We start from the raw sequence: 26,094 nt of genomic DNA on the forward strand, positions 1-26,094 counted from the left end.
GCGTAGTTTGAACGCGCCGTTCCCGCCTGGAGCTCTTTCTTATGAAGTCTGACCTCGATATCGCGCTGGACGCCAGGCTGGAGCCGATCCGCGCCGTCGCGGCGAAACTCGATATTCCGGAGGCGGCGCTTCACCCTTATGGGCGCTCCATCGCCAAGCTGGAATTCGACTTCATCGAGGGCCTTCGCGACAAGCCGGACGGCAAGCTCATTCTCGTCACCGCCATCAATCCGACCCCGGCGGGGGAGGGCAAGACGACGACGACGATCGGGCTTGGCGACGCCCTGGCGCTGCTTGGGAAACGCGCCATCATTTGTCTGCGCGAGCCGTCCCTGGGCCCGGTCTTTGGCCGCAAGGGCGGCGCGACGGGCGGCGGTCATGCGCAGGTCGCGCCGATGGATGAAATCAACTTGCATTTCACCGGCGATTTTCACGCGATCACCGCCGCCAACAATCTGCTCGCCGCGATGATCGACAACCATATCTATTGGGGCAATTCCCTCGACATCGATCCGCGCCGCATCGTCTGGCGGCGGGCGCTCGATGTGAACGACCGGGCCTTGCGCAACACGGTCGTATCGCTGGGCGGCGTCGCCAATGGCTTTCCACGCGAGGACGGTTTCGACATTACCGTCGCCTCCGAAGTGATGGCGGTGTTCTGCCTCGCGCGCGACCTGGACGATCTTGAGGCGCGGCTTGGCAAGATGATCGTGGCTTACGACAAGGCGAGGCGACCGGTGACCGCCGCCGACATCAAGGCTTCGGGCGCCATGACCGTGCTGCTGAAAGACGCGCTGCGGCCCAATCTCGTGCAGACGCTGGAAGGCAATCCGGCGCTCGTCCACGGCGGACCCTTCGCCAATATCGCGCATGGCTGCAATTCGCTCGTCGCGACAAGGACCGGGCTCAAGCTCGCCGATTATGTCGTGACCGAAGCGGGATTTGGCGCCGATCTCGGGGCCGAGAAATTCTTCGATATCAAATGCCGCGCGGCGGGCCTTGAGCCTGCCGCCTGCGTTATCGTCGCGACCGTGCGGGCGCTCAAGTTCAACGGCGGCGCCGACAAATCGGCGCTGGGCGTCGAAAATCTCGCTGCGCTGGCGGCCGGTCTGCCCAATCTCGAGCGCCACATCGCCAATGTCGGCAAATTCGGCGTGCCTGTCGTCGTGGCGGTGAATCGTTTCGACACCGACACGCCCGCCGAACTCGCGCTGATCAGCGCGACGGTCAGGGAGAAGTTCGGCGTCGAGGCTGTCGTCTGCGACCATTGGGCGCGCGGCGGGCAGGGCGCGCAAGATCTGGCGCGGCGGGTCGTCGCGCTCGCCGACGGGGGCGCCGCGCGCTTTCGGCCGCTCTATGACGATTCCATGCCGCTGTGGGACAAGGTCAGGACCATTGCGACGCAAATCTACGGCGCCAGCGATATTGCCGCCGACGCCGCGATCCGCCAGCAGTTCCAGCAGTTGCAGGAGGCCGGCTACGGCGCGCTGCCCGTCTGCATCGCCAAGACCCCCTATTCCTTCTCCGCCGATCCCGGTCTGCTCGGGGCGCCGAGCGGCCATATCGCGCCAGTCCGGGGATTGCGCCTGCGCGCCGGCGCCGGATTCGTCGTGGTTCTGCTCGGCGACATCCTGACCATGCCGGGCTTGCCGCGCGCGCCAGCGGCCGAGCAAATTAGGGTCAGCGGCGGGCGGGTCGCGGGACTCTTTTGAGAGGGTGCGCGAGGGGCGCCGCGCGCCAAACCGGACCCCTGCCTCGCTTCGGCGCCGCAAACCGATTATAGTCTGGCTCCCGCAACCTTTATTCCGTCAGATTCCGCCGGGCCTCCCTCGGTCGAAGATCGCCCCTTGATGATGTTGGTTTGATGATGTCGCAGAACTGGTTCCGTCACGCCAAGAGCCTGATCGTCATGGCGCATGATCTCGTCACGACGCCGCTGGCGATCGTGTTGGCGCTCTATCTTCGCTATCCCGCCAATGCGCCGGTTCAGTTTGAAGTTCTGGTCTGGGTCATCCCGCTGTTCACCATTTACGCCGGCGTCGCCTATCGCTTCTTCCGGCTTTACGAGTCGAAATGGCGCTTCGCGTCGCTGCCCGATCTGTTCAACATTTTCCGGGCCGCCAGCCTCCTTGCTCTATCGCTGCTCGCGGTGGACTTCGCCCTCGCGGCGCGCGGCGCGGTCTCCCCCTTCGCTTTCGCTTTCGGTGAGAAGGCCTGTTTTCTCTATTGGATATTGCAAATGGCGATGCTCGGCGGTCCGCGCATCGCCTATCGCTACTTCCGCTACATACAGTCGGGCCGCACCGGCCGGCGCGAGCACGCGCCCTCGATCCTGGTGCTCGGGCGCAGCACGGAGGCCGAGATCGCCTTGCGGGCGATCGAAGAGGGGATGCGCCGCCGCTTCGTCGCGCGCGGCGTTCTTTCGCCGCGCGTTTCCGACCGCGGCGTTTCCATTCGCGGCGTCCCGGTGCTGGGCGGCTATGACGCCCTGGAGCGCATTGTCAGCGAAGCGAGCGAGGAAGGGAACCCGATCGCACGGCTGATATTCGCGCCGAGCGAATTCACGTCGGGCGCCGATTCCGAGCAGGTCGTCGCCACCGCCAAGCGCCTCGGCGTCGCGCTGTCGCGTTTGCAGACGATCGAGTTCGACGGCGCCTCGGCCTTGGCGCCGATCGAAATCGAGGATCTTCTGTTTCGCCCGAGCGTGGAATCCGATCTCACCCGGCTTGGCGCTTTCGTGAAGGCGCGGCGCGTCGTCGTGACCGGGGGTGGCGGCTCGATCGGCTCGGAAATCTGCGCGCGCGTAGTCGCGCTTGGCGCCGCCGACCTGCTCATCGTCGACAATTCCGAGCCCGCTTTATTCGCCATCAGCGAGAAGCTGACGGCCTTGAATATGCCGACGAGCCTGCGCGCAGCCGTCGCCGACGTTCGCGACCGGGCGCGCCTGATGTCGCTGTTCGATCAATTTCGCCCCGACGTCGTTTTCCACGCGGCGGCGCTCAAACAATTGCCTCAGCTCGAATTGGATTGGGCCGAGGGCGTCAAGACCAATATTTTCGGCTCGGTCAATGTCGTCGACGCCACGGCCGCCGTTGGGGCCGCCGGCGTCCTCATCTCGACCGACAAGGCGGTCGATCCCGTCTCCGTGCTGGGCGCGACCAAGCGCTTTTCGGAAATGTACGCCCAACTCGTCGATGGCGAGCGCGCGACCAGAGCGGGCGGTCCGCGGCTGATTTCCGTCAGGTTCGGCAATGTTCTGGGCTCGGTCGGCTCGGTCGTGCCAAAATTCAAGGCGCAGATCGAGCGCGGCGGCCCGGTCACCGTGACCCATCCCGAAATGGTGCGCTATTTCATGACGGTGCGCGAAGCCGTCGACCTTGTCATTTCGGCGGCCGCCCATGGCGCCTCGGCGGCTGGCGCCGGCGCGACGCGCGCTTCGGTCTATGTGCTCAAAATGGGTCAGCCGGCGCGCATTCTCGACCTGGCGGAAAAGATGATCCGCCTTGCCGGCTATGAGCCGCGCGTCGATATCGATATTGTCTTCACCGGGGCGCGGCGCGGCGAACGGTTGAATGAGATTTTGTTTTCAGGCAACGAACCGGTCGTCGACATCGGCGTCGATGGCGTCACGGCCGCACAAACCGCGCCGGTCGAGCGCGCTTCCATGACGCGTTGGCTTGGCGATCTGGCGGGCGCGGTTGAAAAAGGCGATCGCGCGGCGTCCGAGCGCATCTACAGCGAGGCGATTCTCAATTTTCGCGGCGCCGCTTCCGTCACCGACCTCAGCGCCCGCCGCGCGTCGCTCGGGGCGTCTAGCGCGTAGCACCTCTCTGCAGTTGCCTCGCCGCAGCGGATCGAAGTCGATCAACCGCGCCAAGCGTGGTCCTCTACTTTGGTTGAAGGGTCGCATAGTATTCTTTCATCGAGGTTCATATGGGGCTCGGACACACACGCGACGATCTCAGGGCTAATGCGCAGGCGAAGCTCGATGATGCACAAATTCTTCTGGGGCAAAAGCGATATTCAAACGCTTATTATCTTGCCGGCTACGCTGTTGAGCTCGGTTTGAAGGCGTGCATCGCCGCGCAAATTTCGGCGGAGACAATTCCAGATAAAGCATTCCTCAGAGGAATATTGAACCATCAATTTGGCGGTCTTGTGGGGCTCGCCGGGTTGGCTGGTCTTCTGAACGATCAAAAAGACGCGGACCCGGTATTCGCGGCGAACTGGGCGCTTGTTTCGGAATGGGAGCCGGACTCGCGTTATGAAGCGAAAGACCCCATGTCGGCTTCGCTACTTGTTCAGGCGATTGCCGATCCAAAATCAGGAGTCCTTCAATGGATCAAAATACACTGGTAGCCGGCGGCCAAGCCCTCGTGAAGGCAATGGATGCGGCCAGTTTTCCGCCACGCATAGCCATGTGGGTTCACAATATGGATACGGACACGTGGAAATTGTGGCTGGTGCCTCCTAAGGGACATCTCGACAAGCAGGATTTCTATCGCCGCATCGCGCAGATTGTTCCGCAGCACAGAGCGGAATTCGGGGGTATCGATGCGAGCGATACAGAAATGGTGTCAGACACTCACCCCGCCATGAAGGGCCTCAGTGGGTTTTTGAAGATGCCCGGGCTCGGAAGCGTTCAATTCTCCGGCAACAGATTCAACGGGTTCTATTTACCTGACGGAATTATCTTGCGATCCGATCTTTAGGTGCGGGCATCTCGCGATTTCCGCCATATCAAATGGAACGGGAGACGGGTTCGTTAAACTGTGGAACTCAAGCTCGCGGCGCGGACAACGAATCTCGTGTGAGAGATTCACGCGGCGCGCGCCGGCGGTCCGGCGGCGGCAAGTTCGGCGACTTCTTCGTCCGAGAAGACGCGGCTACGCGTTAGGAACCGAACCCCTTCGGGCGCCTCGGCGGAGAATCCGGAACCGCGCCCGGGCACAACGTCGATGATGAGTTGCGTATGCTCCCAATATTCGAACTGCGCGGCGCCGATATAGAATTTGCAGTCGGCGATCTCGCCAAGCAGCACATCCTGCGGCCCGACCCGAAAGTCGCCGGCAGGATAGCACATCGGCGCTGAACCATCGCAGCAGCCGCCCGACTGGTGGAACATCAAGGCGCCGTGTTGTTTCTTGAGGCGCGCAACGATTTCGGCGGCCTTGTCCGTGATCTCCACGCGGTTGACCATGTCTTGTCCTCTCAAAAAGAAAACGAGCGCGTGCAAAGACCTATCGGATGTCTGGCCAGACTGTCTTCCATCGTCATGGCCGGGCTTGTCCCGGCCATCCACGCGGCGCCGCTGCATGCAACTTTTGAGGTTAGCGCATGCAGCTCGGCGTGGGTGGCCGGGACAAGCCCGGCCATGACGGGCGCGGCGCGGGGCGCCTTTACGGCGATCGCCCACGCCCGCCCGTAAGCTCAGAAGAATCCGAGCGCCTTGGTGGAATAGCTGACCAGCATATTCTTGGTCTGCTGATAATGATCGAGCATCATCTTATGGGTCTCGCGCCCGATGCCGGACGCCTTGTAGCCGCCGAAGGCCGCATGCGCGGGATAGGCGTGGTAGCAGTTCGTCCAGACGCGCCCCGCCTGGATCGCGCGCCCGAAGCGGTAGGCGCGGTTGCCGTTGCGCGTCCACACGCCCGCGCCAAGGCCGTAGAGCGTATCATTGGCGATGGCGAGCGCGTCGTCCTCGTCTTTGAATTTCGCGACCGAAACGACCGGTCCGAAAATCTCCTCCTGGAAGACGCGCATCTTGTTGTGGCCTTCGAAAATCGTCGGCTCGACATAATAGCCTTCGGCGAGTTCGCCATCGAGATGGGCGCGCTTGCCGCCGGTCAGCGCCTTGGCGCCTTCCTGCTTGCCGATGTCGAGATAGGACAGGATTTTCTCGAGCTGGTCGTTGGAGGCCTGCGCGCCGATCATAGTCGCCGCGTCGAGCGGATGACCTTGTTTGATCTTCTTGGTGCGGGCGACCGCGCGCTCCATGAACTTGTCGTAGATCGATTCTTGCACCAGCGCCCGGCTCGGGCAGGTGCAGACTTCGCCCTGATTGAGCGCGAACATGGTGAAGCCTTCGAGCGCCTTGTCGAAGAAATCGTCGTCCGCGTCCATGACGTCGGCGAAGAAGATGTTCGGCGACTTGCCGCCAAGCTCCAGCGTGACTGGAATGATGTTGTCGGAGGCATATTGCATGATCAGGCGCCCCGTCGTCGTCTCGCCGGTGAAGGCGATCTTGGCGATGCGCTTGTTCTGGGCGAGCGGCTTGCCCGCCTCGATGCCAAAACCGTTGACGATGTTGAGCACGCCAGGCGGCAGAATGTCGGCGATCAATTCGGCGACGACGAGGATGCCGAGCGGCGTCTGTTCGGCTGGCTTCAAGACGACGCAATTGCCCGCTGCGAGCGCCGGAGCGAGCTTCCATGTCGCCATCAGGATCGGGAAGTTCCACGGGATGATCTGGCCGACGACGCCGAGCGGCTCATGGAAATGATAGGCGACGGTGTCGTGGTCAATCTCCGAAATGCCGCCTTCCTGGGCGCGGATCGCGCTGGCGAAATAACGCCAATGGTCGACGACCAGCGGCATGTCGGCATGGGTCGATTCCCGGATCGGCTTGCCATTGTCGAGCGTCTCGACGAGGGCGAGCAGCTCCAGATTGGTCTCCAGCTTGTCGGCGATCTTGTTAAGGAGGCGTGAGCGCTCCTGCACCGACGTCTTGCCCCAGGCGTCCTTGGCCTTATGGGCGGCGTCGAGCGCGAGTTCGATGTCGGCGCCCGAAGAACGGGGAACCTCGCAAAGCTTCTTGCCGGTGATCGGGCTCGGATTGTCGAAATAACGCCCCTCGACCGGCGCTACCCATTTGCCGCCGATGAAATTGTCATAGCGGTCGCGGATGAGAACCTGTTTGGAGACTTTCTCCAAGGCTTGCTGGAACATGATTATCTTCCTCCTTGATGTGACGCGCCGTTCGGCGTCGTGTGTTTTGGGCGTCATCGGGCGGCATTCGTCGCGGCGGCTCCGTCGGGCGGGGCCGTGCCGATCAATTATTCTTGATGTCGACCGAACTTTTCCATCAGAGGGAGCCGATCATCCGCCGACTCCTTAATCCTTGCAGGCGCATGGCGAGCAAGGGCCTCCGGCGAGTGAGTTTGCTCCCTTGCCGATGCCCCGTCAACGTTATAGTTGTCCGGGTATAACGGGTGCAGAACTGCCGGACGCCGCCACGGCGATTTGTCCGAGATCGAGGGGCCTTCGGCTTCGCCGCGTCGGCGCAAAAAAGAGAGGCTCCCGGGCGGGAGCCTGCAAAGGCCGTGACGTCAAGCTGGATGGCGGGCCACGTTCATTGCGGCGGGATCACGCCTTTTTTCAGAATGATATTGCCGTAGAAGCGTCGTTCGCCGGTGGCGATCACGGCGAAACATTCGCTGGCGCGCTGGTAGAACTTATGACGCTCGAGTTTGTGCAGCTTAAAGCCGGCTCCTTCATGTTTGGCGATCACAGCGCGGAACTCGTCGAAAATCGGCTCCTCGCGGGACGGTTTGCCGACCACTTCCATGCGCACGCAGGAGTCGGGAACGAAAGAATCGAGCGGCATGACGGAGAGTACGACATCCAGCGCCTGCGTCGCGCTCAGCGCGTCAAGGCGGATGACCCGGGGGCCCGCCGACTCCGCGGGATAATTGCCGTCGACGATCACGATCTCGTCGCCATGGCCCATCGCGCGCAGCGCATAGAGCAGTTCCGGCGTCAGCAACGGATCGATGTTCTTGAGCATGGGCGTTTCCCTGATTGGTCGGTGATCGTCTCATCGCCCCAGGCGATGCGATTTGGAATTGTCGTTTTCCTGCGCTGGAATTCTATCGCGGCGTCGGCGCGTCGGCGCGCATCAGGCCGGCCGCCTTCAACTCGCGCCACAGAGCGGGCGGAACCTTCTTGCCAATCATTTCGGCGTTGCGCGCGACCTCGCTGGGCCGCTGCCCGCCTGGTATCACCGAAACGACGGCGGGATGGCCCAGGGGGAAGCGGATCGCCGCCTCGGCGAGCTTCACCTCATGCTTTTTGCAAATCGCCTGAATCCCGGCGACGCGCTCCAGCACCTCCCGGCTTGCCGGCGCGTAATTGTAGAAGGCGCCGGGTTTGGGGCCGGTGGCCAGAATGCCGGAATTGAAAGGGCCGCCGACGACCACGCCGATGTTCTTTTCCACGCAATAGGGCAGGAAGCTTTGCAGCGCCTCCTGCTCAAGCAGCGTGTAGCGCCCGGCCAGCAGGAACACGTCGAAATCGCCAGCACGCGCCAGATGCTCGGCGACTTCCCATTCGTTGATCCCCGCGCCGATCGCCTTGATCGCGCCGCCGTCGCGCAGCTTGATCAACGCCTTGTAGCCGCCCTCCATGAATTCCTTGATGCGCGCGTCCGACGCTGCTTTCGTTCCGTGGGTGAAAACGTCGACATCATGGGCGTAGACGATGTCGATATGATCGAGCCCGAGCCGCTCCAGCGAAAATTCCAGTGAGCGCATGACGCCGTCATAGGAATAGTCGAAACGCTCGCGGCGCGATGGCGTTTCAAAAAAGGCGCCCTGGCGCGACCGGTCCTTTGGCGCACACAATTCCAGCAGGCGGCCGATTTTGGTCGAGATCAGATAGGAATCGCGTGGTTTGGGGCGCAAAAAACCATTGATCCTCGTCTCCGAAAGACCAAGGCCGTAAAGCGGCGCCGTGTCGTAATAGCGGCAGCCGGCGTTCCACGCCGTATCGAGCGTGGCGCGCGCTTCCTTTTCGGTCATGGGACGGTAGAGATTGCCGAGCGGCGCGCCGCCAAAGCCAAGCTCGGTGAATTGCAGCTCGGCGCCCGAGCGCGCGTTGAATTTCCGCTTTCTGATCGTGCGAGCGCGTGCCTCCGTCGTCATGGTCGCATCCCCCCTTGATGATCGAATACTCGCGCAACACACGCTGAGGGGGAGCATCATAGGCGCCGCCGCCCATGCGTCAATCAAACATCGCTGTGATTGTGATGGCGCGCCTCGGCGATTGAATTCGCCTCGTCATGGCCGCGAGCTCGGCCCGGCTATGACGACGCAAAGGGCCAGATTTGCTGTCGTCGTTCGCGCCCTTGCACAATCGATCGCAATCGATTGAAAATGGTCATGTCAAAAATCACGCTGACAAAGTCATCGCGGCGATCGGCATAAGTGAGAGGAGCCAAACTATGCAAAATCCTGTCCCTGGCGCGGCGAGCGCATTCACTCTCACGAGCCCGGATATCAACCCGAATGCGACGATCGCTGAAGAACAAATCTTCAACGGTTTCGGTTGCGCGGGCAAGAATGTCTCGCCGACGTTGCGCTGGTCGGGCGCGCCCGAGGGAACCAGAAGCTTCGCGATCAGCGTCTATGACCCCGATGCCCCGACGGGAAGCGGGTTCTGGCATTGGGTCGTGGTCAATATTCCCGCCGATGCGAGCGCGCTCGTCAAGGGCGCAGGCGACGCCAAGGGGAGTGGACTGCCCGCGGGCGCGCTGCAAACCGGCACCGATTTTGGCGCCCCCGGCTATGGCGGCCCGTGCCCGCCCAAGGGCGACAAGCCCCATCATTATCATTTCACCATATTCGCGGTCGACGTTGAAAAGCTCGACGTGGACGAAAACGCTTCGGCCGCCTTCGTCGGCTTCAATCTGCATTTCCACACTTTAGCCAAGGCGACGCTGACGGGCCTTTATGGACATTGAAGCGTCACGCGCGCTCACATCTCTCGGGACGGCCAAAGGCTGTTTTTAAGGGGAAGCGCGGAATTGCGCGGAACGCCGCCTATTTGAAGGCGTTGAAAAGAGAGGCCTTGCGTCGCGAGGCGATCGGCGGCAAATTCGCCGGCCAAACGGGAGAATGCGTTATGCCAAGCAAGCTCGAACAGTTGCGTTCGATGAGCACGGTCGTTTCCGACACCGGCGATATGGAATCGATCCGTGCTTTCAAACCGACGGACGCCACCACCAATCCGACTCTCATTCTCAAGGCGACGCAATTGCCGGCCTATGCGCATCTGGTCGAGGAGGCGATCGCTTGGGGGCGCAAGCACGCGGCCTCGGCCGGCGCGGTCACCGATCGACTGGCCGTCAATTTCGGCGCGGAACTGACCAAGATCGTGCCCGGCCGCGTGTCGACGGAAGTTGATGCGGATTTGTCGTTCGATACGGCTGCGATGATCGTCAAGGCGCGCGCGCTGATCGCAGATTACGCGAGCCGCAGCGTCTCGCATGAGCGCATCCTTATCAAGCTGGCCACGACCTGGGAAGGCGTCCAAGCCGCTGCCGTCCTGCAAAAAGAGGGCATCGACTGCAATATGACGCTGCTCTTTTCGGCCGCCCAGGCGATCGCCTGCGCCAATGCGCACGCCTTTCTGATTTCGCCCTTCGTCGGCCGCATCCTTGACTGGCATGTCAAGAACGGCGGCGGTCCCTACACCAGCGAGACCGATCCCGGCGTCCTATCTGTGCGCGGCATCTACGCCTATTACAAGGCGAATGACATTAAGACGGTGGTGATGGGCGCCTCGTTCCGCAATATCGGCGAGATCGAGGCTCTGGCGGGCTGCGACCGCCTGACCATCTCGCCGCAACTTCTCGAACAATTGTCGAAAGACGAGGGCGCGCTGACGCGCAAAATGTCGCCCGACGATTCCAAGGGCGCGCCGGCGGCAACCGCGCTCGACGAAAAATCGTTCCGCTGGATGATGAACGAAGATGCGATGGCGACCGACAAGCTGGCCGAGGGCATTCGCACCTTCGCCAAGGATCTCGGCAGCCTGCGCAATCTCGTCACCGCGCGGCTGGCCGCGGCGGCCTGAACGAGGGGCGACTTCGTGCCGGCAGTCGATTTCTGGTACGAATTCGCCAGCACCTATTCCTATCCCGCCGCGATGCGCGTCGAAGCGCTCGCGCGTGAGCGCGGTGTGACGTTGAGCTGGCGCCCGTTCCTGCTCGGCCCGATCTTCGCGGCGCGCGGCATGGCGGATTCGCCCTTCAATCTCAACGCCGCCAAGGGGCGCTATATGTGGAGCGACCTCACGCGCGTCTGCGCGCGCCACGGCCTGCCTTTGCGCCGTCCCGAACCTTTTCCGCAAAACAGCCTGCTCGCCGCCCGCGTTGCGCTCGCGCTTGACGATACGAGGCGGCCTGAGTTTTCGCGCGCGGTGTATACGGCCGAGTTCGGCGGCGGCCCGCCGATCGCCGAGCGCGCAACCCTCGCCGCCATTCTCGAAGGATTGGGTTTGAACGCGGCTGACATCCTGGAGCGTGCGGTGGGCGCGCCGGTCAAGGATAAGCTGCGCAGCGAAACCGCGCGCGCCGAAAGCCTCGGCATTTTCGGCGCGCCGAACCTCGTCACCGCGGATGGCGAGATTTTCTGGGGCAATGATCGCTTGGAAGAGGGGATCGACTGGGCTGTTGCGCTGACGCCCGCGCGCGATGAGGCGCCACCCAGGCTCCCATCACCATAATTTTATTGGTCCGATCCGCGAATGCGCAAAGCGCGTGAATCTACGCCGCCATAATCCGAGAAGCTCTAACCGATGAACTCCCGGCTCAACTAGCCCTTGCCAATGTCGTGGGCGCGAGGAGTTTGCTCACCGCTTTGGTGACGCGGTCGAGTTGCGTTTGCGCTGCTCCTTCACGAAGCTCCATATCCTTGGCGCGTTCTTCGCTCGCCCTTGCGCGCGTTTCAGCCGTTTCGGCGCGCTCAGCTTCGATGCGAATTTGTATCTCGGCTTTCGCGGCTTGCTGATAGGCGGCTTCTCGTTGCGTGGATAGGCTTGCGAGCTGCGTCTTCAAATTGAAGATCGTTTCTTCGTATTGCGTCTTCAAATTATAGATGGTCTCTTCATAAGCGCTTATTCTTGCATGAAGATCGCTTATCATTTTTCCCGCACCCTCGATCGTCTCGACGAGTCTATCAAGGCTGTCGTTGACGGGGTGATCGGCGGGACGTCGATCGTGCGCGTTTACGAGGCGCGTTTCTCTGGAGGGGCTTTCAGCGCGGTCCCGATTGAGCTCTGCTATGCTGCGCTGCAGGTTGGCGAACGGTCTGAGATGCGTGACTTCGGCAGCCCCATGCCTTTGGGTCATTTAACTATTCCTCAATGATAAATCGTTCAAAAGGAACATGTTCAAATTCGTTAAGAAAGTTTAACAAACATTTAAGGATTGTGCTGACTTCCCGATATTTTTACCTTTCGGCAGGGTTTTCTTTGATAAAGCGTCGCACGACCTGGACTTACTATCACGGCCTCGCGGCCTTGACGTCGGCGGCGGAGATGGGATCGTCATAGCTGGTGCCGAAATGGGTGCGTACGTAATTGATCACGTCCGCGACCTGCGCATCGCTCATCATGCGTCCGAGCGGCGGCATTCCTCGCAATCCGTTGAACAACAGGCTCGTGAGATAGTCCGCCGAAGCGAGGTTCTTGTTTCCGGCAAGCGCTGGATAGGCGGCGGCGCCGACCGCGCCCCTCCCGTCTGGCTGATGGCAGGCGGCGCAGACATTGGCGTAGAGCGCCGCGCCGCCCTGTTCGTCGAAGCCTCGGCCGCGGCTGATGAAAGGCGCGCTCGTGGGAGGCTCCTGAGCCAGGACGCCTGTGCAGGCGAGAACGGCGGCGCAAAGCAGCACGAGGCGGCGGCGATCGATTGGCGTGCGGACGGCGCCCATCAGGCCGCCACAACGCGCTTATGCAGGCGCGCGATCGCATCGAGCGCCGACAGGATCGCGCCCTCCTGCCAGGCAGGAATATAGGAGGCGTGCTCGCCCGCCAGCACGATCCGGCCGTCGATCTGGCAAAGATTGTCATAATGGTCGCGGCGCGTTTCCTCCGTCCATTCGCCCGCGCATCCCAGAGTGAATGGCGCCCGGTGCCAGGCGACGGAGATTCCCGTCTCGAACTCGGATCGATATTGCGGATGAATTTGGGCGCCGTCATCGAGGGCGCGCGCGATGCGCTCGGCCGGCGACATCGCCGTAAACTCATAGGCGTTCGGCCCATTCCAGATATAGCCGCCAAGCAGCACGCCCTTGCCGCCGGAATTATAGCCAGCGCTCGGATAGGAGATATGACGGATGGGCAAGTCCGTATACGAGATTCCGCCAAAAATGTGCTCGTCCTCTTCCCAGAAACGACGCCGGAATTGCAAGCCGAACTTGACCGAGGAAGAGTAGGGAACCGCGTCGATCGCGGCTTTCATCGGGGCGGAAACCTCAACGGGAAGCTGGCTCAGGATCGTGAGCGGCAGCGCGCAAACGCACCAGTCCGCCCTGGCCTCCTCAATCGTTCCGTCACGGGCGAGATCCTCAAACGCGACTGTGACGCCGCGCTCATCCTGCCGGATGCCCGTCACCTTGGCGCCGTAGCGGATTGCATTGGGCAATTGGCGGGCGAACGCCTCGCCGATCCGGCCCATGCCGCCAACCGGCTGGAACATCGTCGTCTGAAAATCGTAGCTCAGGAAATTCTGCAAGCCCTGCCACAGACGCGAGGTCAGGATATCGTGCATGCCGATCGGCTCGCCGTTGACGGGCGCCGCGCCGAGTCCGCCGCCTGGATCTTTGGCGTAGCCGCGGAATTCAGCGGATTCGTCGCTCGCCACATAACGAAAATCCTTGTCGAGGCCGCCGTGGGCGCGAAGCGCCTCGATGAGGATCGCCTGATCGTCTTTCGACACGGCGTCGTCGAGCGCGCCCTGCCGGGTCGCCTTGGCGAGGAGTTCGGCGATGGCGCCTTCGAAATCGGCCTTGATCTCGCGGATGCGTTGCGGCCGGCCGCCGAACGCTTTTGAGGAATGAAGAAACGCATTGTGATTGAGCTGGATGAAGGGCTCGAGCGTCACGCCGAACCTGCGGCAATAATCCAGCAGCGCGTAATGGTGGTAAGGAATGCGCCACGGCCCCGGATTGAGATAGAGCCCGTCGTCGAACGTGCAGTGCTGGGTCGCTCCGCCAAGTTCGGTATACGCGTCGCCGCCCCGAAGCGACCAGTTCCGGCCGCCGGCGCGATTGTTGTATTCGAGAATCCGCACCTTGTATCCGGCGCGACCGAGTTCGAACGCCGCCGTCATTCCCGCAAGGCCCGCGCCCAGGATGACGACCGAGGCGCCTTTCGGATCGCCTTCCAGCTTGATCGGGCCCCGATAGGGCGATTCGGCCGCGAACCCAAGGCTCGTCATCGCCTGATACATCGCCGTTCCGCCGGCGCTCGCCCCGATCAGCGTGAGGAGATTGCGCCGGGTCAATGGCGGGCTCGCCGCGTCGCTCATCGTAGCGTCATCCGTTTTGTATCCGGCGATTTTGGCGCATGGCGTTCATCAGCGCGCGTGGGATCGAACGCCATGTTCGGCCGGCCCGATGCGGCTGGCAAGAGGGAGGCGTGATCGATCGACCCCGAAAGTCGCAACCCCCGAGCAAGCGCCGAAGCCATCTTGTCGGCGAACGATGCCCGCCTGACTTTCGTAGCGCGGCCGAGGTGGCGGCTGTTGAGGGCTTGGCGCATGATTTCATCACTCTCCCGACTACCGAAAAGGCTCCGATCACAATGTCGAAGATAAGCGTTCATCATGTCGGCGGTCGATGGGGAGACGATTCGTTTTCGAAGCTGGAATTGTTCGAAAGCGACCTTGTCCGGGTCCTCTACGAAGCGGACGAGGACGCGATCCAAACCATGCAGGAAGCGCGGCGAGAAACGAAGTCTGAACTTCTGATCGTCGCGGCCTGCCTGAACGACGGCCCGGGCGAGGCAACGCTCAACCTGACGCTTAATCTGGGGATAAACTCCATTCTGGAGCCAAGCGCCGCCATGCGGAACCGATGCAAAAATATTTCCGGCGTCGATCGCGATTGGCAGGAAGGGACGACGGTCGTCGACAGAAGGACGGTTCAGACGACCGCCCTGGACGACATTCTGGCCGACAGTGGCGCACCATCTTCGGATTTCCTGTCTCTCGACACGCAAGGTTCAGAACATGCGATCCTGACGGGCGTGGCCAATGCGCTGAAAAGCGTTTGCGGCCTCATTGTCGAAGTCGAGTTCGTCGAAATGTATTGAGGCCAGAAGCGATTTATCGACATTCTCGATCTGCTCGACGACGCTGGTTTTCATTCGTCAGATTCGAACGGATGGTCGAACTCGACGGCCCGAAAACCTCTCTCGGCCTGCGCGGCGCCGGATGCCAGATGTGGGCGGACGCTTTGTTCCTCCGGCGACCCGATACGCCGTCGTCGACCAAGCAACTCGGGAAGCTCGCTTTCATTTCGGTCGTCTATGGCCATCTCGAATTCGCCATCACGCGCCTAGATCAGCTCGGTTCCAGATGGCGCCAGGAACGTCGCGGTCAACGCCGGTATGTGGATTTTCTGTTGGGGCTATTCGATCCCCGCAGCCGCATGAAAACCGCGATCCCGCCGTCGTTCGGCGACGTCCTGCCGACCGCCCGCGCTGGCGATTACTCCAAGGCTTCCTCGTCGAGCGCTCCGGAGATTTTGATCTCGCCCGCTTCAATACGCCGCAATATTATCAGGACCTGCATGTCTTGCGGGTCGACAACGGCACTGAAATCGAAACCGTGCTGCGGCGTCCTCGTTTCGAGGACGTCGCGTCGCGCGTGAAACATTTGCGCCGCGAATAAGCCGGGCATGTCGAGGACGTCGTGAGAAAGCATGTCGCATTGACTGGCGGGTCCACAAGCTAGATCCGGTCGCCGCGCCGCAACAGCGCTCACGTCGCCTGTAAATTATCGCGTTGCGATCACGTCTTTGTTACTGCCGGCATCGGCCCGTCTGCGCAATTGCTCGCAGCACCGACGACAGTCAGAAATAAAAAAACACATTTGAAACGCTGACGCCCTGACGCAAATCAGACAATGTGCGTAGAGGCGGATTCATGAAGCGCGGCTGTCCCCGTTCGAGCTTCGGCTCCTTGGCGCGTCGCGCCAATATCAAGGGCGCGGCGGCTTGGCGGCGGCCGCGTCGATGAGAGTTTGATTTTGACCACGCCAATTCCTTTGAAGCGAAATCGTTTGCGTCTCATTTGCGTCAGCGCCGGTCGTGATGGCACCAATTCACTCACTCACATGATCAGTTATTTGTTGGAGAGGCGTCTTCCGCAAAGTTCCGTGGGGCACGAATATTGCAGTCGAGAGTTCTCTCATGCGTTTGCATCCTGGACGGAAACAGGCGATCCCCACTGGCGGGTGGAAATATGCAAGCTCATCGACGAGTGTCCGCATGACATCATTGTCGGCAATGGCTACGCGCCCATTCTGCCGATCTTTGCGCAACGGTGCGATCCGCAGCTCAAGCTCGTTCATCTTCGCCGCGTCGATCGCGCCGCGGCGATAAAAAGTCTGATGAGGAACTGCGAACTGTTTCCCGCGGCCTATGGCCATTATTCGGACGATCCGGGGGCTCATGCAAAGCGCATGACCGCTTTCCATTTCGGAGAGGTCGCGGAAGACGCGTGGCGCCCTCTGCCATTGGCGGACAAAATTTCCTGGTATTTCGACAAGACGCATTCTCTCATTCACGAACATAGCGGCTTGTTCAATGCGCGCGTCATCCTGGAAACGGAGCGCCTTAACGATCTGGGCGCCCGGCAGATGCTGGCGAAACTGGTGGTCGGCGACGCCCAAGTTCTGCCGCCGCCAACACGTCTCAATGCGCATGTCGACGATAGCTGGCTGCCGTGCGAACGAAGGCACAAGATGCAATGGCTGATGGGTCGCCTTAACGCCTACCAGACCGCGTACGACGACGTTTATCCGCTTGAATATTTCGCCGATAAGTTCGTCGCCTGGACCGGTTATCAGGTCAGACGCACGCCGCAGATCGGCCCCGAGGATTACAAGACACCCGAGGAGGTCGCCGCGACCCTGGAGCGGGCCGAACATATTCTGGAGAAGCGCCTCCATGACGTAAAGAGCCTCAAGCGCGTGCTGGCGCAGCAGTTGCCCCCCGACCCGCTTGGCGAGGACTGGCGAAGGGCTGTTTCCGGCGGGAAGAGGCTGGGCAGGAAATGGATGATGATCGCATCGCGCATCTTGGCGAGCTTATGATCGTCGGGTTGCGGGTGCGCTATTCCCATTGAGCAATCGTCGTGTTCGAACGAGGAAGCTGTTTTGCGCGCGTCGAACGTGGCGCATCAGGCGACCGAGCGGCTTCAACTTGTCGAGGCGGCCGGAGCGGTTGGTCGCGAAAACGCCAAACTCCCTCTCTTTAGTACCGGCTTCAGACAAAGGGACAATTGCGTGGTTCGACTTTGCATGGGTTTCCTGGCCGCCATTTCCTTTTGCGTCGCTGGCTCCGCCGGTTTCGCGCAAAATATTCAGACGCCAGTCTTTGCCGATCAGCCCGTCGCCGGATCTGCGAAAACGCACACCAAGAAAAGCGTTCACAGGAGCGGCGGCGCCGCGCTCTCGATCGCGCAACCGACTTCGGAAGAAGCAGAGAAAGCCGCTCGCCTCGCTGAGGGTCGGAAAAAGTTCTTTGAGCGTTCCATGGGTTTTGACAATGGGCCCGCCTCCGACAGCCCGATCTCCCTGGGCGACGGCCATGGACTTTCGCCGGGCGCTGCGTTCAAATTCTGAGCGAACAACCATCTCAGGGCATTGGGCGACGAAAAACTAGGCCGACGTTAATTTTAAGTGCGGTTGGGCGGTTGACGTTCCTTTGAGTGTCGTCACCCATTTGAGATGTCGCGATGCTTCACGAACGATTGGTTTGCCTCTCGGCGTTGTATATCGCGGCTTGGGCGCCCGCCTTTGCCGCCGATCCTGTCCCGCATGTTCCGAGCGGCGGTTTCGCCTGGGGTCTGGCGCCGGGCATGGGTCAGCCCGGCACGGCCTGATTTGGTTATTACCACGTCGACAATTGCTGGAGCTATCAATTGGTCTATGACAGATACGGCAATTATGTCGGCGAGCGGCCGGCGAACATCTGCCGCAGGCTACCCCTCATCGATCGAGAGCGCAGACTACGCGATCAGCGGACACTGGAAAACGCGGTCGGCTGCAGGATCGAGTTCGTGACGTTGGCGACGATGGGGCCGTCTTTTTCGCTGTCGTTGCGAGCGGCGATCCATTCGGGGTCGCTCAGGAATGCGGTCCATTTCTGCTCGCGTTCGGCGAGCGAATCCCATGCGATGAGATAGGTCAGATCGTTATTGGATTCGCCGATCATCGTCGTCCAGAATCCGGCCTGGCGGATGCCGTGCTTGCCCCAGATGCGCAGCGTCGCCGACTGAAACCGGTTCAACAGGGCGGGCAACCGGCCCGGCACGCAACGATAGATGCGAAGTTCATAAATCATGGAAGGGCCTTTCGCTAAGGTCTCTCGAACGGAATGTTTGGCATAATGCCATGATTGCGGAAATACGCCTCTTCAATCACATAAATTTGCGAATTCACGGCGTCATGGCCGAGCTTTTCTCGATAGGCTCGAATATGAGAGCGTCCATCCCCCGTCTATGACGGCGGAGCTTTGGCCTTCTCAGCGCAGTGCCCTCAATCCTGTCGGCGCCCGCCGTCACGCTCCCGTCTGCGCGATCCAGACGTCCGTCGCGTTGCGCCCGCTGTCGCGCAGGCGCTCCAGAAAATCCCAGCCGAGATTCGTCGCGTTTTCGTCGGCCAGCCCTTCGAATTCGTCCTGGGCGGCGATGCGGCCGATATGGAGGCGGCGCAGTTTGGGCGTCGCGCGCAGCATCAGGCCGACCTTTAGCGCTTCGAGTTCGGCGTTCAGCGTCGCATTGAAATGGATCTGGTCGAGCCTTTTCACAATTTCGCTGGGATTGGTCGGCAGCCGTTCCGATTTGGCGGGCGTCACCTGCACGATGAGAAGATTGGCGGCGTCGGAGGCCTGCACCAGCGGAATCAGCGGCGGATTGGCGACATAGCCGCCGTCCCAATAGGGCTCGCCCTCGACTTCGATCGTGTGATGGATGAGCGGCAGGCAGGCGGAGGCGAGCACGCTCTCGACGCATAATTCTGGGTTGCGAAAAATCCGCAATTGCCCATCGCGCACGCGCGTCGCGGCGACCAGCAATTTGACCGGCGATTGCGCGCGCAGGCGTTCGAAATCGACCTCCGCCGTGAGCGCCTCGCGCAACGGATTGAGATCGAACGGATTGAACTGATAGGGCGAAAACGCCCGCGTCAGCGCGCTGAACCCCGCGCCCATCATCGCCGTCGCCAGCGATGTCGCTGGCAGAAAGCTCGCCGAATCGCTCATCCGCCGCCAGAAACTGGCGAGCCTCGCTCTCGCTTCATCGCGACCTTCCAGTAGGCCGGAGGCGAGCAGCACGGCGTTGACCGCGCCGGCGCTGGCGCCGCTGATCGCGTCGAAGGCGATGCCGCGCTCAAGCAGCCGGTCGAGAACGCCCCAGGTGAAGGCCCCAAACGAGCCGCCGCCCTGCAAAGCGAGCGAAAGGCGCTTGGGCGGCCAGACGGGCGCCGAAGCTTTGGCGCCCACAAGGGTGCGGGCCTGTTCCATAATTCCCATCGGTCGATCCTCGTCTGGTCGAAACCCCGCCGAGGACACTTGTGCACTGCAACATGAAAATTCAAGGATAAAAGGTCAGCGCTGTTGACCTTCTGCCTTATTTCAATCCGCCGGCTTTTTACGCCTTTTGCTGCGCCAGCGCCTTCGCCCGGATCGCCGACAGGGTCGTCATCGGCGTGATCGCTTCGGGATCGATCTTGACATGCAGGATCGCCGGCCTGCCCGACGCGACCGCCCGCTCGAAAGCGGGCGCGAAATCGGCGGTCTCCTCGACCCTTTCGCCATGGCCGCCAAAGGCGCGCGCATAGGCGGCGAAATCCGGGTTCTGCAATTCAGTCGCGCTGACGCGGCCGGGATAGTCGCGCTCCTGATGCATGCGGATCGTGCCATACATCGCATTGTCGATGACGATAACGATGATCGGCAGATCGTACTGCACGGCGGTGGCGAATTCCTGCCCGTTCATCAGGAAGCAGCCGTCGCCCGCAAAAGCGATCACCATCCGCTCCGGCAGCAGCCTCTTGGCCGCCACCGCGGTCGGCACGCCAAAGCCCATCGAGCCCGATGTCGGCGCGATCTGCGAATCAAAACGCCGATAGCGCCAGAAGCGGCCCGGCCATGTCGCATAATTGCCCGCGCCATTGGTGATGATCGCGTCGGGCGCGTAGCTGCGCAGCCAGACCATGATCTCGCCAAGCTGCACGCGGCCGGGAATCGTCGGCGCCTTTTCGGTCCAGGCGACATAATCGGCGCGCGCTTCCTTGGTGCGCGCGCTCCAGGCGATCGCATTGGGCGGCTGCAAACCTTCCAGCGCCGCGCAGAAGGCGGGCGGCGTCGCGACAATGCCAAGGCTCGGATGATAGATGCGCCCGATCTCCTGCGCATCGGCATGCACATGCACGAGCTTCTGGCGCGGCGTCGGAATGGCGAACAACGTGTAGCTCTGCGACGACATTTCCGACATGCGCCCGCCGAGCAGCACGACAAGATCGGCCTCGTCGATGCGCGCCTTCAATTTCGGATTCGGGCCGATGCCGATTTCCCCGGCGTAATTCTGATGCGCGCCGTCGAACAAGGTCGCGCGGCGGAACGAGGTCGCCATCGGCAGATCGAAACGCTCGGCGAAGCGTTGCAGCGCGGCGCAGGCGCGCTCGCTCCAGCCGCCGCCGCCCAGAATGACGATCGGCCGCTCGGCCGCCCACAGCATTTTCTGCAATTCGGCCATTTGCGTCGGGCCGGGCCAGATCGGCGCCGGCTCGACGCGCGCCGCGTCGACGGCGCCGGCCATATCCGTCAGCACGTCTTCGGGCAAAGCGATGACGACAGGCCCCGGCCGGCCCTGCATCGCGACATGGAACGCGCGCTGCACGATTTCAGGAATGCGCGCGGCGTCCTCGATCTCGGTGACCCATTTGGCGGTCGAGCCGAAAAAGGCGCGATAATCCATTTCCTGAAACGCGCCGCGCCCGAGCATGCCGCGCTCCACCTGGCCGATGAACAGGATCATCGGCGTCGAATCGTGCTCGGCGATATGCACGCCGTGCGCGGCATTGGTCGCGCCGGGGCCGCGCGTCACAAAACAGACGCCCGGCCGCCCGGTCAGCCGGCCCGCCGCGATCGCCATCATCGCCGCCCCCGCCTCCTGCCGGCAGACGGTCACCTCCAGCGAGGAATCATGCAGCGCATCGAGCACGGCGAGATAGGATTCGCCCGGCACGCAAAACACATGCTCGACGCCCTGGGCGGCAAGCTGGTCGACAAGTATCTGGCCGCCGGTGCGGGCGTTCGTGTCATGCATAAGCCTCGGTCTCCCCGCTCCCGCCAGCGCTGTCCATGGCGGGCAAAACTGGTGTTTCGCAGGTCGCGCGGCGATATTCAACTGGTAACCTGACGAGTGAGGGGCGGGATGCGGAGTCATTTAATTCGCGACTATCTAACCGTCATGGCCGGGCTTGTCCCGGCCATCTACGCCGGGCCGTGTGCGCTAACCTTGTAAGTTGTTTGCGACGGCGCGGCGTGGATGGCCCCGACAAGCCCGACCAAGAGGTTTGTGCGCTATGAAGAGATAGAACCGCGCTGGCATCGGTTCGGGCGCTGAACCGGGCAGCCACGGCGCAAGGCCATCCATCCCGGCAAGATGAGTGTCTTGCATGACACGGCTTGAAGCGGGTGCGAACTTCGCCTCGCTAACATTTGAGACTCTAACCCGACCGCTTGCTTTGGACTAACTTCATCACCGCTCCGCCGATGTGCTGTCCGACCGATGTCGGCAAAGCGTTGCCCAACTGGCGCGTAGCGGCCTTCCAACTTCCGGAAATAATGAAATCATCCGGGAATTGCTGCAGACGAGCCATCTCACGAATTGTGAAATACCTCACGCGATTCTGCCTGTCGGCCAGCATGTTTTCGCCTCCCGGCACGCCATGGTCGCCGGCCTTCAATGCCTTCGCCGGTTCGTCATGGTGACTTCCAGTATGATTGTCATACGCTCGGGCGCCTGGGTGTTGCCAATGACCGGCGACCTTTTCCGTCTTCGTCGGTGTTGGTAGATCAGAAATGGCATCGCGCACCGTAAGCCACGGATGCTCGTCCGGCTTCTTATTTCGGGCCACGACGCGCTTTAACGCTTGCCCTTCGGAAACCGACGCGGGGCCTGACATGCGTCGCACGTGGTGACGCTTCCAATAGTCGCGCGCCACATGTTTCGACCACGCAAGCGCCTCCTGCGAATGCGTCGCGGCGGGAAAGGACCAATCGTCCCCATATTGCGTAGCCATGCCAATGAAAATGGCCCGGTGCCGCTTTTGAGGCGCGCCATAATCCGCGGCGTTAATTGCGCGTGAGATTACTCGATATGCCGCATCCTGGCCGGCGCGGCTCTCCGCATGCTGACGCAGCCGCGTCAAATGACTTTTCCAAGACTCACCGTCTCGAAGCTTGGCATCAGGATAGGTAAGTTGAAGCGTGATGTATGCGAGATAACCCGCGAAGGCGGGACGAAACAGTCCTCGGACGTTTTCTAGGATGAAGGCTTTCGGGCGAATCTCGCGGACGGCGCGGATGGCCTCGGGCCACATGTTCCGGGGATCCCGAGGACCCAAATGCAGTCCACCAATTGAGAAAGGTTGGCAAGGCGGTCCGCCCGAGAGAAGGTCGATGTTTCCTAATTTACGGAAATCCAGTTCCCGCGTGTCGCATTGAGCGATCGGCCAATCCCGCACATGCGCGATCTGGCGCATCTTGTTCTCGCGCAGCGTCGTTACGGAATCGCTGTCGCGTTCCACAATGATGTCGTGCGCAAATCCGGCGCGCGCGATACCAAGCGCCAGCCCCCCACAACCAGCGAACAACTCCACGCTACGCATCGAGAAACTTCCTGATTCTTTGCGCCACTCCTGAGCGGTCACAAAGTTCGCATTCCCAAACGACCAAGGCGCGCCACCCCACTTGGCGTAGCCCGATGGCAACAGCCTCGTCGCGCAGCACATTGCGCTCGAATTTAGTTTTCCAAAAATCCAGTCGAGATTTCGGTAACCGTCGCCCCGACGCGCAATCGTGGCGATGCCAAAAGCATCCGTGCAAAAAAATCGCCCGCTTACGCCCGACGAAGGCAATATCTGGATTTCCCGTCACGTCCCGACGGTTCTTCCGGTAGTGATACCCGAGCCCCCACACGATTCGCCGAAGCTCTCGCTCGGGTTTCGTGTCGCTAGATTTAACCCGGCGCATCTGCGCGCTGCGCTCCAACGGCGTGAGCGTATCCATCAGCTCGCCCGCGCGCCCGCCGCGTCGCGCGCGCGGGCGAGATATTGCCGCACTGCCTCTCGAACGATCCACGCCAGACTGCGGTCGGTTGCCGCCGACAGTTTTGCGAGCTCGGCGCGGTCCGTCGCGTCAAGGGTGACTGTCAGCCGGTCGGCGATGTTGGGCGTGGCTTTTCGGGCGGGCAAGGTCGCTTCTCATTTGCAGCGTGACGATGAATCATGATGCGCCACGCGTCAACATGATTCATTCCTAACGCGCAAAAATTGACTTTGTCGTAGAGGTGAATTATTTTGTGCGCAATTATTGCGTGTTATGGCGTCCAAAGTTGTTAATTTTGAGGTTGCCGTTGCTCCATACTCCCCATCCCAACCATACCGCCGATGTCGATATCCCGGCGCGGGTTAAACAGTACGAAGACCATCTCAGGGATATCGAACGCGCGTTCAACGATTACGCCCAGGAGCTGGGTCTCGGCGTACGGTTGTCCGCAAGTGGGGCCATCGGGACGATCAAACAAGGCGCTGGCATCGCGCGGGTGATGCGCTTTTGCGACCGCGTCGATGATTCTGGCGTTCTTCACAATTCGCAGTTGATGACCGCGCTGGCGTGCGTCGGCGAGCTTTTAACCGCTCCGCAAAACAATGGGTTGGTGCTCGGCGCCATGCAGTCCGGCAAAACGACAACTTCGCTCGCCCTGCAATTTGCCGGCCCAATCGTGCATCAGCTAACCGGTCGATCCCTATATCCGATCTACCTGATCACCAGCCACACGAGCCAAGAAGACCAAACCAAGATCGAAATCGCCCGTTTCCTGGATTTTTATGGCGAGCTCGCCGTAAAGGTGGACGATCAACACCAATGCACGTTGATCGATTACATCAAGGGATTTCGGGTTGATCCTGTCTTCGCATACGCGCCCACGGTCAATACGTATCGCGAGCATGTTCTTAAAAACGCGCTGCCGGATACTCTTGTCGGCCCACGGCTGGATGATTTTATCCAACGCCGCGTGCGCGGCGAAAGCATTCGGCGGGTCGTTGAAATTTGTCGACGCGCGAATTCTGCGGGCTTCTCGCCCCTTCTCATTATCGATGAACCGCAGTTCGGCGCGAGCGACAGGCTGGTGAAAGTCGAGGACGGTTTCGAGCGCCGTCCCTGCGTCTTGTTGCAGATATTCGACCAGATCAAGGAGGCCCTCGGCGCCGATGCCCCCGATCGAGTCTTTATCGGGTTGTCGGCGACGCCTTTTGAGCTACACGACGTGGAAGCGGTCTGGACGGTGCGCCAATTCCTCACATCGTCCTACGTTGGCTATAACTATTTCGGCGGAAGAGTCATTGACGCCGACGTCAACGTCACGCCGCCGCGGACGTTGCGGTTCGCGGATTTCGGCCAGGAGATTGGGCTCCCTTTTTTAGCGAATGTGTCTCTAGCGGCGTATGATTCCGACAGGACGGTGTTCAGCCGGTTTGCCGAAAAAATCGGCTACGCGGGCACGCAGGAGCAGTATCGCCAAGATGTCGAAGAGACGCTCAGGGCGGCCATTTTGCATATGGCTCAAAGCGATTCCACGCGGGGGATGGGCATCTGCATTCGACTGTTCAACAACAATATTCGCTCTCATCGTCTCATCGAGAATCTGCGCCTGCCGAGCGCCGCGATCGAAGTCATAGAATACTTTGGCTCCGACCACCGTGGGCAAAGCGTAAAGCGCGCTATCCGGCAGCGGAAACATCCAGAACTACCATTCTTGATCGCCGTCACGAATCGGGCACGCATGGGTGACGCCTTTCCGCGCGAGGTCGAGTGGTTTCTTGAGTTTTCGAACAAGGCGGCGAACTTGAACGCGCTGTTGCAGGGCTTGCTCGGGCGCGCGTGCGGCTACGGCAAACGATCCACGGTCATCATGTCCGACGAGAACGCGTTGTTGGTCGATGACTACATCCGCTCGGGCGGTGGCTATATCTACGTTACAAGTCCCCACAGTCTCGTGGTGGGAGCCTACCGTCGCGGCGCGCCGACGAGTCTGATCCGCGTGCGGCGGGATATGGACGATCCCCTTTTGGCGACGTTCTTCGAGAGGTTGGATCGCGAGGTGGTCAAGCCGCATATCATGCAGGGCAAGGCTAACTTGTCGACCAAGCGGGATCGCAGTGGCCTTAGGTATCGGACGGGGCCGATTCTGCGAATCGCCGATGAACTAGGTCTTTTTGATCATCTTGAGAAAAAAGAGGTTCGCGAGCGCCTGTTTCCAACCTACCCCGATTTTCGCGTCGCAAGGGCGACCGACGAGGTGATTTACGCGCGTGGCCCCGACCGGCCGTTGCGATACACGTTGAGCGACAGCGGCGACTGCCGCTTTACCTTTCGCGAATGGAACGCCGGCGCCAATCATGGCGGCGTTCGCAGCCGCGGCTATGGCGGGCGCGACGCCGCCGATCGAGAACGCGCGGGAGACACCCTGGAGCCGCAGGTTAACATGCGCAAGTTCGACGCTGCCACGGGCGTTCCGATCGACGACAAACGCATGAACGGCGAGATGGTGGATCGGCGCGACCGGCGGCCGGGACATTGGCGGGCCGAGATGGTGACCCTCCCATTAATCGCGCCAGTGCGTGAACTACAAGCTGGACAATTTACATATCCCAATGAGCGCAGTCCTTACGCAGATCTTCTGTCGGGCGAGGAACGGCAAGCGGCTGGCTTTGACAACTAGGCTCACGGTGACTGCGCATTTAATTGACAGGCTCCATTTTTGGAGCAGCCCAAAGCATTGCCAGGGGCTAAA

At 61.3% G+C, this 26,094-nt stretch carries 26 protein-coding genes; 12 read left to right on the forward strand and 14 right to left on the reverse strand.

Annotated elements, in window-relative coordinates; all coding sequences use genetic code 11:
• Positions 1-41 precede the first annotated feature (41 nt).
• The 4 genes from GSQ90_RS25970 (at position 42) to GSQ90_RS25985 (ending at position 4,712) form a co-directional block, all read left to right on the forward strand.
• Positions 42-1,712, forward strand: coding sequence for a formate--tetrahydrofolate ligase (locus GSQ90_RS25970; protein ID WP_158817858.1), 1,671 nt, complete (start codon positions 42-44; stop codon positions 1,710-1,712).
• A 152-nt stretch (positions 1,713-1,864) separates the two neighbouring features.
• Entirely contained in the window at positions 1,865-3,823 is a 1,959-nt protein-coding gene (locus tag GSQ90_RS25975) for an SDR family NAD(P)-dependent oxidoreductase (protein WP_158817859.1), read from the forward strand.
• Positions 3,824-3,933: 110 nt separating this feature from the next.
• Entirely contained in the window at positions 3,934-4,359 is a 426-nt protein-coding gene (locus tag GSQ90_RS25980; protein ID WP_158817860.1) for a HEPN domain-containing protein, read from the forward strand.
• The gene (locus GSQ90_RS25985) at positions 4,338-4,712 is read left to right on the forward strand and encodes a hypothetical protein (RefSeq protein ID WP_158817861.1); all 375 of its coding nucleotides are present in this window, start codon (positions 4,338-4,340) and stop codon (positions 4,710-4,712) included. The genes GSQ90_RS25980 and GSQ90_RS25985 overlap by 22 nt, the downstream gene beginning before the upstream one ends.
• Positions 4,713-4,819: 107 nt before the next feature.
• Here GSQ90_RS25985 and GSQ90_RS25990 read toward each other — a convergent pair whose 3' ends face one another.
• The 4 genes from GSQ90_RS25990 to GSQ90_RS26005 form a co-directional block, all read right to left on the reverse strand.
• Positions 4,820-5,200 (reverse strand): DUF779 domain-containing protein, encoded by a 381-nt coding sequence (locus GSQ90_RS25990; protein ID WP_158817862.1) that lies wholly within the window; start codon positions 5,198-5,200, stop codon positions 4,820-4,822.
• Between the two features lie 230 nt (positions 5,201-5,430).
• Positions 5,431-6,951 (reverse strand): aldehyde dehydrogenase, encoded by a 1,521-nt coding sequence (adh, locus tag GSQ90_RS25995; protein ID WP_158817863.1) that lies wholly within the window; start codon positions 6,949-6,951, stop codon positions 5,431-5,433.
• A gap of 403 nt (positions 6,952-7,354) precedes the next feature.
• Complete coding sequence (locus GSQ90_RS26000; RefSeq protein WP_158817864.1) at positions 7,355-7,789, reverse strand: RbsD/FucU family protein; 435 nt, start codon at positions 7,787-7,789, stop codon at positions 7,355-7,357.
• Positions 7,790-7,871: 82 nt separating this feature from the next.
• On the reverse strand, positions 7,872-8,897 hold the full coding sequence (locus tag GSQ90_RS26005) for an aldo/keto reductase (protein ID WP_371418456.1): 1,026 nt from the start codon (positions 8,895-8,897) through the stop codon (positions 7,872-7,874).
• Between the two features lie 326 nt (positions 8,898-9,223).
• On the opposite strand from GSQ90_RS26005, the gene GSQ90_RS26010 reads away from it, so the two are divergent.
• The 3 genes from GSQ90_RS26010 (at position 9,224) to GSQ90_RS26020 (ending at position 11,508) form a co-directional block, all read left to right on the forward strand.
• Complete coding sequence (locus tag GSQ90_RS26010; RefSeq protein WP_158817866.1) at positions 9,224-9,742, forward strand: YbhB/YbcL family Raf kinase inhibitor-like protein; 519 nt, start codon at positions 9,224-9,226, stop codon at positions 9,740-9,742.
• Positions 9,743-9,903: 161 nt separating this feature from the next.
• Complete coding sequence (gene tal / locus GSQ90_RS26015; protein ID WP_158817867.1) at positions 9,904-10,857, forward strand: transaldolase; 954 nt, start codon at positions 9,904-9,906, stop codon at positions 10,855-10,857.
• 15 nt (positions 10,858-10,872) lie between these two features.
• Entirely contained in the window at positions 10,873-11,508 is a 636-nt protein-coding gene (locus tag GSQ90_RS26020; protein WP_158817868.1) for a 2-hydroxychromene-2-carboxylate isomerase, read from the forward strand.
• 85 nt (positions 11,509-11,593) lie between these two features.
• On the opposite strand, the gene GSQ90_RS26025 is transcribed toward GSQ90_RS26020, so the two are convergent.
• The 3 genes from GSQ90_RS26025 to GSQ90_RS26035 form a co-directional block, all read right to left on the reverse strand.
• Positions 11,594-12,133 (reverse strand): hypothetical protein, encoded by a 540-nt coding sequence (locus tag GSQ90_RS26025; protein ID WP_158817869.1) that lies wholly within the window; start codon positions 12,131-12,133, stop codon positions 11,594-11,596.
• A gap of 154 nt (positions 12,134-12,287) precedes the next feature.
• Positions 12,288-12,713: a cytochrome c gene (locus tag GSQ90_RS26030; protein WP_158817870.1), complete on the reverse strand. Its 426-nt coding sequence runs from the start codon at positions 12,711-12,713 to the stop codon at positions 12,288-12,290.
• Positions 12,713-14,311 carry a flavin monoamine oxidase family protein gene (locus GSQ90_RS26035; protein ID WP_158817871.1) on the reverse strand — a complete coding sequence of 533 codons (1,599 nt, stop codon included), beginning with the start codon at positions 14,309-14,311 and terminating at the stop codon, positions 12,713-12,715. The genes GSQ90_RS26030 and GSQ90_RS26035 overlap by 1 nt, the downstream gene beginning before the upstream one ends.
• Before the next feature lie 275 nt (positions 14,312-14,586).
• On the opposite strand from GSQ90_RS26035, the gene GSQ90_RS26040 reads away from it, so the two are divergent.
• The 3 genes from GSQ90_RS26040 (at position 14,587) to GSQ90_RS26050 (ending at position 17,101) form a co-directional block, all read left to right on the forward strand.
• Positions 14,587-15,096 carry an FkbM family methyltransferase gene (locus tag GSQ90_RS26040; protein WP_158817872.1) on the forward strand — a complete coding sequence of 170 codons (510 nt, stop codon included), beginning with the start codon at positions 14,587-14,589 and terminating at the stop codon, positions 15,094-15,096.
• Between the two features lie 265 nt (positions 15,097-15,361).
• Positions 15,362-15,676, forward strand: coding sequence for a hypothetical protein (locus GSQ90_RS26045; protein WP_158817873.1), 315 nt, complete (start codon positions 15,362-15,364; stop codon positions 15,674-15,676).
• Between the two features lie 564 nt (positions 15,677-16,240).
• Complete coding sequence (locus tag GSQ90_RS26050; RefSeq protein ID WP_158817874.1) at positions 16,241-17,101, forward strand: hypothetical protein; 861 nt, start codon at positions 16,241-16,243, stop codon at positions 17,099-17,101.
• Here the strand turns inward: GSQ90_RS26050 and GSQ90_RS26055 are convergent.
• On the reverse strand, positions 17,096-17,599 hold the full coding sequence (locus GSQ90_RS26055; protein WP_158817875.1) for a hypothetical protein: 504 nt from the start codon (positions 17,597-17,599) through the stop codon (positions 17,096-17,098). The two genes, GSQ90_RS26050 and GSQ90_RS26055, sit on opposite strands and share 6 nt — an antisense overlap.
• 146 nt (positions 17,600-17,745) lie before the next feature.
• Here GSQ90_RS26055 and GSQ90_RS26060 point away from each other — a divergent pair, with 146 nt between their 5' ends.
• Positions 17,746-17,892, forward strand: coding sequence for a hypothetical protein (locus GSQ90_RS26060; protein WP_158817876.1), 147 nt, complete (start codon positions 17,746-17,748; stop codon positions 17,890-17,892).
• Between the two features lie 134 nt (positions 17,893-18,026).
• Here the strand turns inward: GSQ90_RS26060 and GSQ90_RS26065 are convergent, their stop codons facing one another.
• The 6 genes from GSQ90_RS26065 to GSQ90_RS26090 all read right to left on the reverse strand — a co-directional run bounded on the left by GSQ90_RS26065 (position 18,027) and on the right by GSQ90_RS26090 (position 23,491).
• Positions 18,027-18,353: an NIPSNAP family protein gene (locus tag GSQ90_RS26065; protein WP_158817877.1), complete on the reverse strand. Its 327-nt coding sequence runs from the start codon at positions 18,351-18,353 to the stop codon at positions 18,027-18,029.
• 216 nt (positions 18,354-18,569) lie between these two features.
• Positions 18,570-19,541: a patatin-like phospholipase family protein gene (locus GSQ90_RS26070; RefSeq protein WP_158817878.1), complete on the reverse strand. Its 972-nt coding sequence runs from the start codon at positions 19,539-19,541 to the stop codon at positions 18,570-18,572.
• Between the two features lie 118 nt (positions 19,542-19,659).
• On the reverse strand, positions 19,660-21,339 hold the full coding sequence (locus GSQ90_RS26075; protein WP_158817879.1) for a thiamine pyrophosphate-binding protein: 1,680 nt from the start codon (positions 21,337-21,339) through the stop codon (positions 19,660-19,662).
• A gap of 403 nt (positions 21,340-21,742) precedes the next feature.
• Positions 21,743-22,906: a DNA cytosine methyltransferase gene (locus tag GSQ90_RS26080; protein WP_158817880.1), complete on the reverse strand. Its 1,164-nt coding sequence runs from the start codon at positions 22,904-22,906 to the stop codon at positions 21,743-21,745.
• The gene (locus tag GSQ90_RS26085; RefSeq protein ID WP_158817881.1) at positions 22,899-23,306 is read right to left on the reverse strand and encodes a very short patch repair endonuclease; all 408 of its coding nucleotides are present in this window, start codon (positions 23,304-23,306) and stop codon (positions 22,899-22,901) included. Before GSQ90_RS26085 ends, GSQ90_RS26080 begins: the two co-directional genes overlap by 8 nt.
• A complete protein-coding gene (locus tag GSQ90_RS26090; RefSeq protein ID WP_158817882.1) occupies positions 23,306-23,491 on the reverse strand; it encodes a ribbon-helix-helix protein, CopG family in 186 nt (61 codons plus the stop codon). Before GSQ90_RS26090 ends, GSQ90_RS26085 begins: the two co-directional genes overlap by 1 nt.
• Before the next feature lie 161 nt (positions 23,492-23,652).
• Here GSQ90_RS26090 and GSQ90_RS26095 point away from each other — a divergent pair, with 161 nt between their 5' ends.
• On the forward strand, positions 23,653-26,022 hold the full coding sequence (locus GSQ90_RS26095; RefSeq protein WP_158817883.1) for a hypothetical protein: 2,370 nt from the start codon (positions 23,653-23,655) through the stop codon (positions 26,020-26,022).
• Positions 26,023-26,094: the final 72 nt, after the last annotated feature.

Source organism: Methylocapsa sp. S129 (assembly GCF_009765995.1).
In the GTDB taxonomy this organism is placed as follows: domain Bacteria; phylum Pseudomonadota; class Alphaproteobacteria; order Rhizobiales; family Beijerinckiaceae; genus Roseiarcus.

Coding starts and splice junctions, on each gene's coding strand:
- GSQ90_RS25970 (WP_158817858.1), top strand. CDS start 42: ATGAAGTCTGACCTCGATATCGCGCTGGACGCCAGGCTGGAGCCGATC.
- GSQ90_RS25975 (WP_158817859.1), top strand. CDS start 1,865: ATGATGTCGCAGAACTGGTTCCGTCACGCCAAGAGCCTGATCGTCATG.
- GSQ90_RS25980 (WP_158817860.1), top strand. CDS start 3,934: ATGGGGCTCGGACACACACGCGACGATCTCAGGGCTAATGCGCAGGCG.
- GSQ90_RS25985 (WP_158817861.1), top strand. CDS start 4,338: ATGGATCAAAATACACTGGTAGCCGGCGGCCAAGCCCTCGTGAAGGCA.
- GSQ90_RS25990 (WP_158817862.1), bottom strand. CDS start 5,200: ATGGTCAACCGCGTGGAGATCACGGACAAGGCCGCCGAAATCGTTGCG.
- adh (WP_158817863.1), bottom strand. CDS start 6,951: ATGTTCCAGCAAGCCTTGGAGAAAGTCTCCAAACAGGTTCTCATCCGC.
- GSQ90_RS26000 (WP_158817864.1), bottom strand. CDS start 7,789: ATGCTCAAGAACATCGATCCGTTGCTGACGCCGGAACTGCTCTATGCG.
- GSQ90_RS26010 (WP_158817866.1), top strand. CDS start 9,224: ATGCAAAATCCTGTCCCTGGCGCGGCGAGCGCATTCACTCTCACGAGC.
- tal (WP_158817867.1), top strand. CDS start 9,904: ATGCCAAGCAAGCTCGAACAGTTGCGTTCGATGAGCACGGTCGTTTCC.
- GSQ90_RS26025 (WP_158817869.1), bottom strand. CDS start 12,133: ATGACCCAAAGGCATGGGGCTGCCGAAGTCACGCATCTCAGACCGTTC.
- GSQ90_RS26030 (WP_158817870.1), bottom strand. CDS start 12,713: ATGGGCGCCGTCCGCACGCCAATCGATCGCCGCCGCCTCGTGCTGCTT.
- GSQ90_RS26035 (WP_158817871.1), bottom strand. CDS start 14,311: ATGAGCGACGCGGCGAGCCCGCCATTGACCCGGCGCAATCTCCTCACG.
- GSQ90_RS26040 (WP_158817872.1), top strand. CDS start 14,587: ATGTCGAAGATAAGCGTTCATCATGTCGGCGGTCGATGGGGAGACGAT.
- GSQ90_RS26045 (WP_158817873.1), top strand. CDS start 15,362: ATGGCGCCAGGAACGTCGCGGTCAACGCCGGTATGTGGATTTTCTGTT.
- GSQ90_RS26055 (WP_158817875.1), bottom strand. CDS start 17,599: ATGGCCGTCGCCCAGGGAGATCGGGCTGTCGGAGGCGGGCCCATTGTC.
- GSQ90_RS26060 (WP_158817876.1), top strand. CDS start 17,746: ATGCTTCACGAACGATTGGTTTGCCTCTCGGCGTTGTATATCGCGGCT.
- GSQ90_RS26065 (WP_158817877.1), bottom strand. CDS start 18,353: ATGATTTATGAACTTCGCATCTATCGTTGCGTGCCGGGCCGGTTGCCC.
- GSQ90_RS26070 (WP_158817878.1), bottom strand. CDS start 19,541: ATGGGAATTATGGAACAGGCCCGCACCCTTGTGGGCGCCAAAGCTTCG.
- GSQ90_RS26075 (WP_158817879.1), bottom strand. CDS start 21,339: ATGCATGACACGAACGCCCGCACCGGCGGCCAGATACTTGTCGACCAG.
- GSQ90_RS26080 (WP_158817880.1), bottom strand. CDS start 22,906: ATGCGTAGCGTGGAGTTGTTCGCTGGTTGTGGGGGGCTGGCGCTTGGT.
- GSQ90_RS26085 (WP_158817881.1), bottom strand. CDS start 23,306: ATGGATACGCTCACGCCGTTGGAGCGCAGCGCGCAGATGCGCCGGGTT.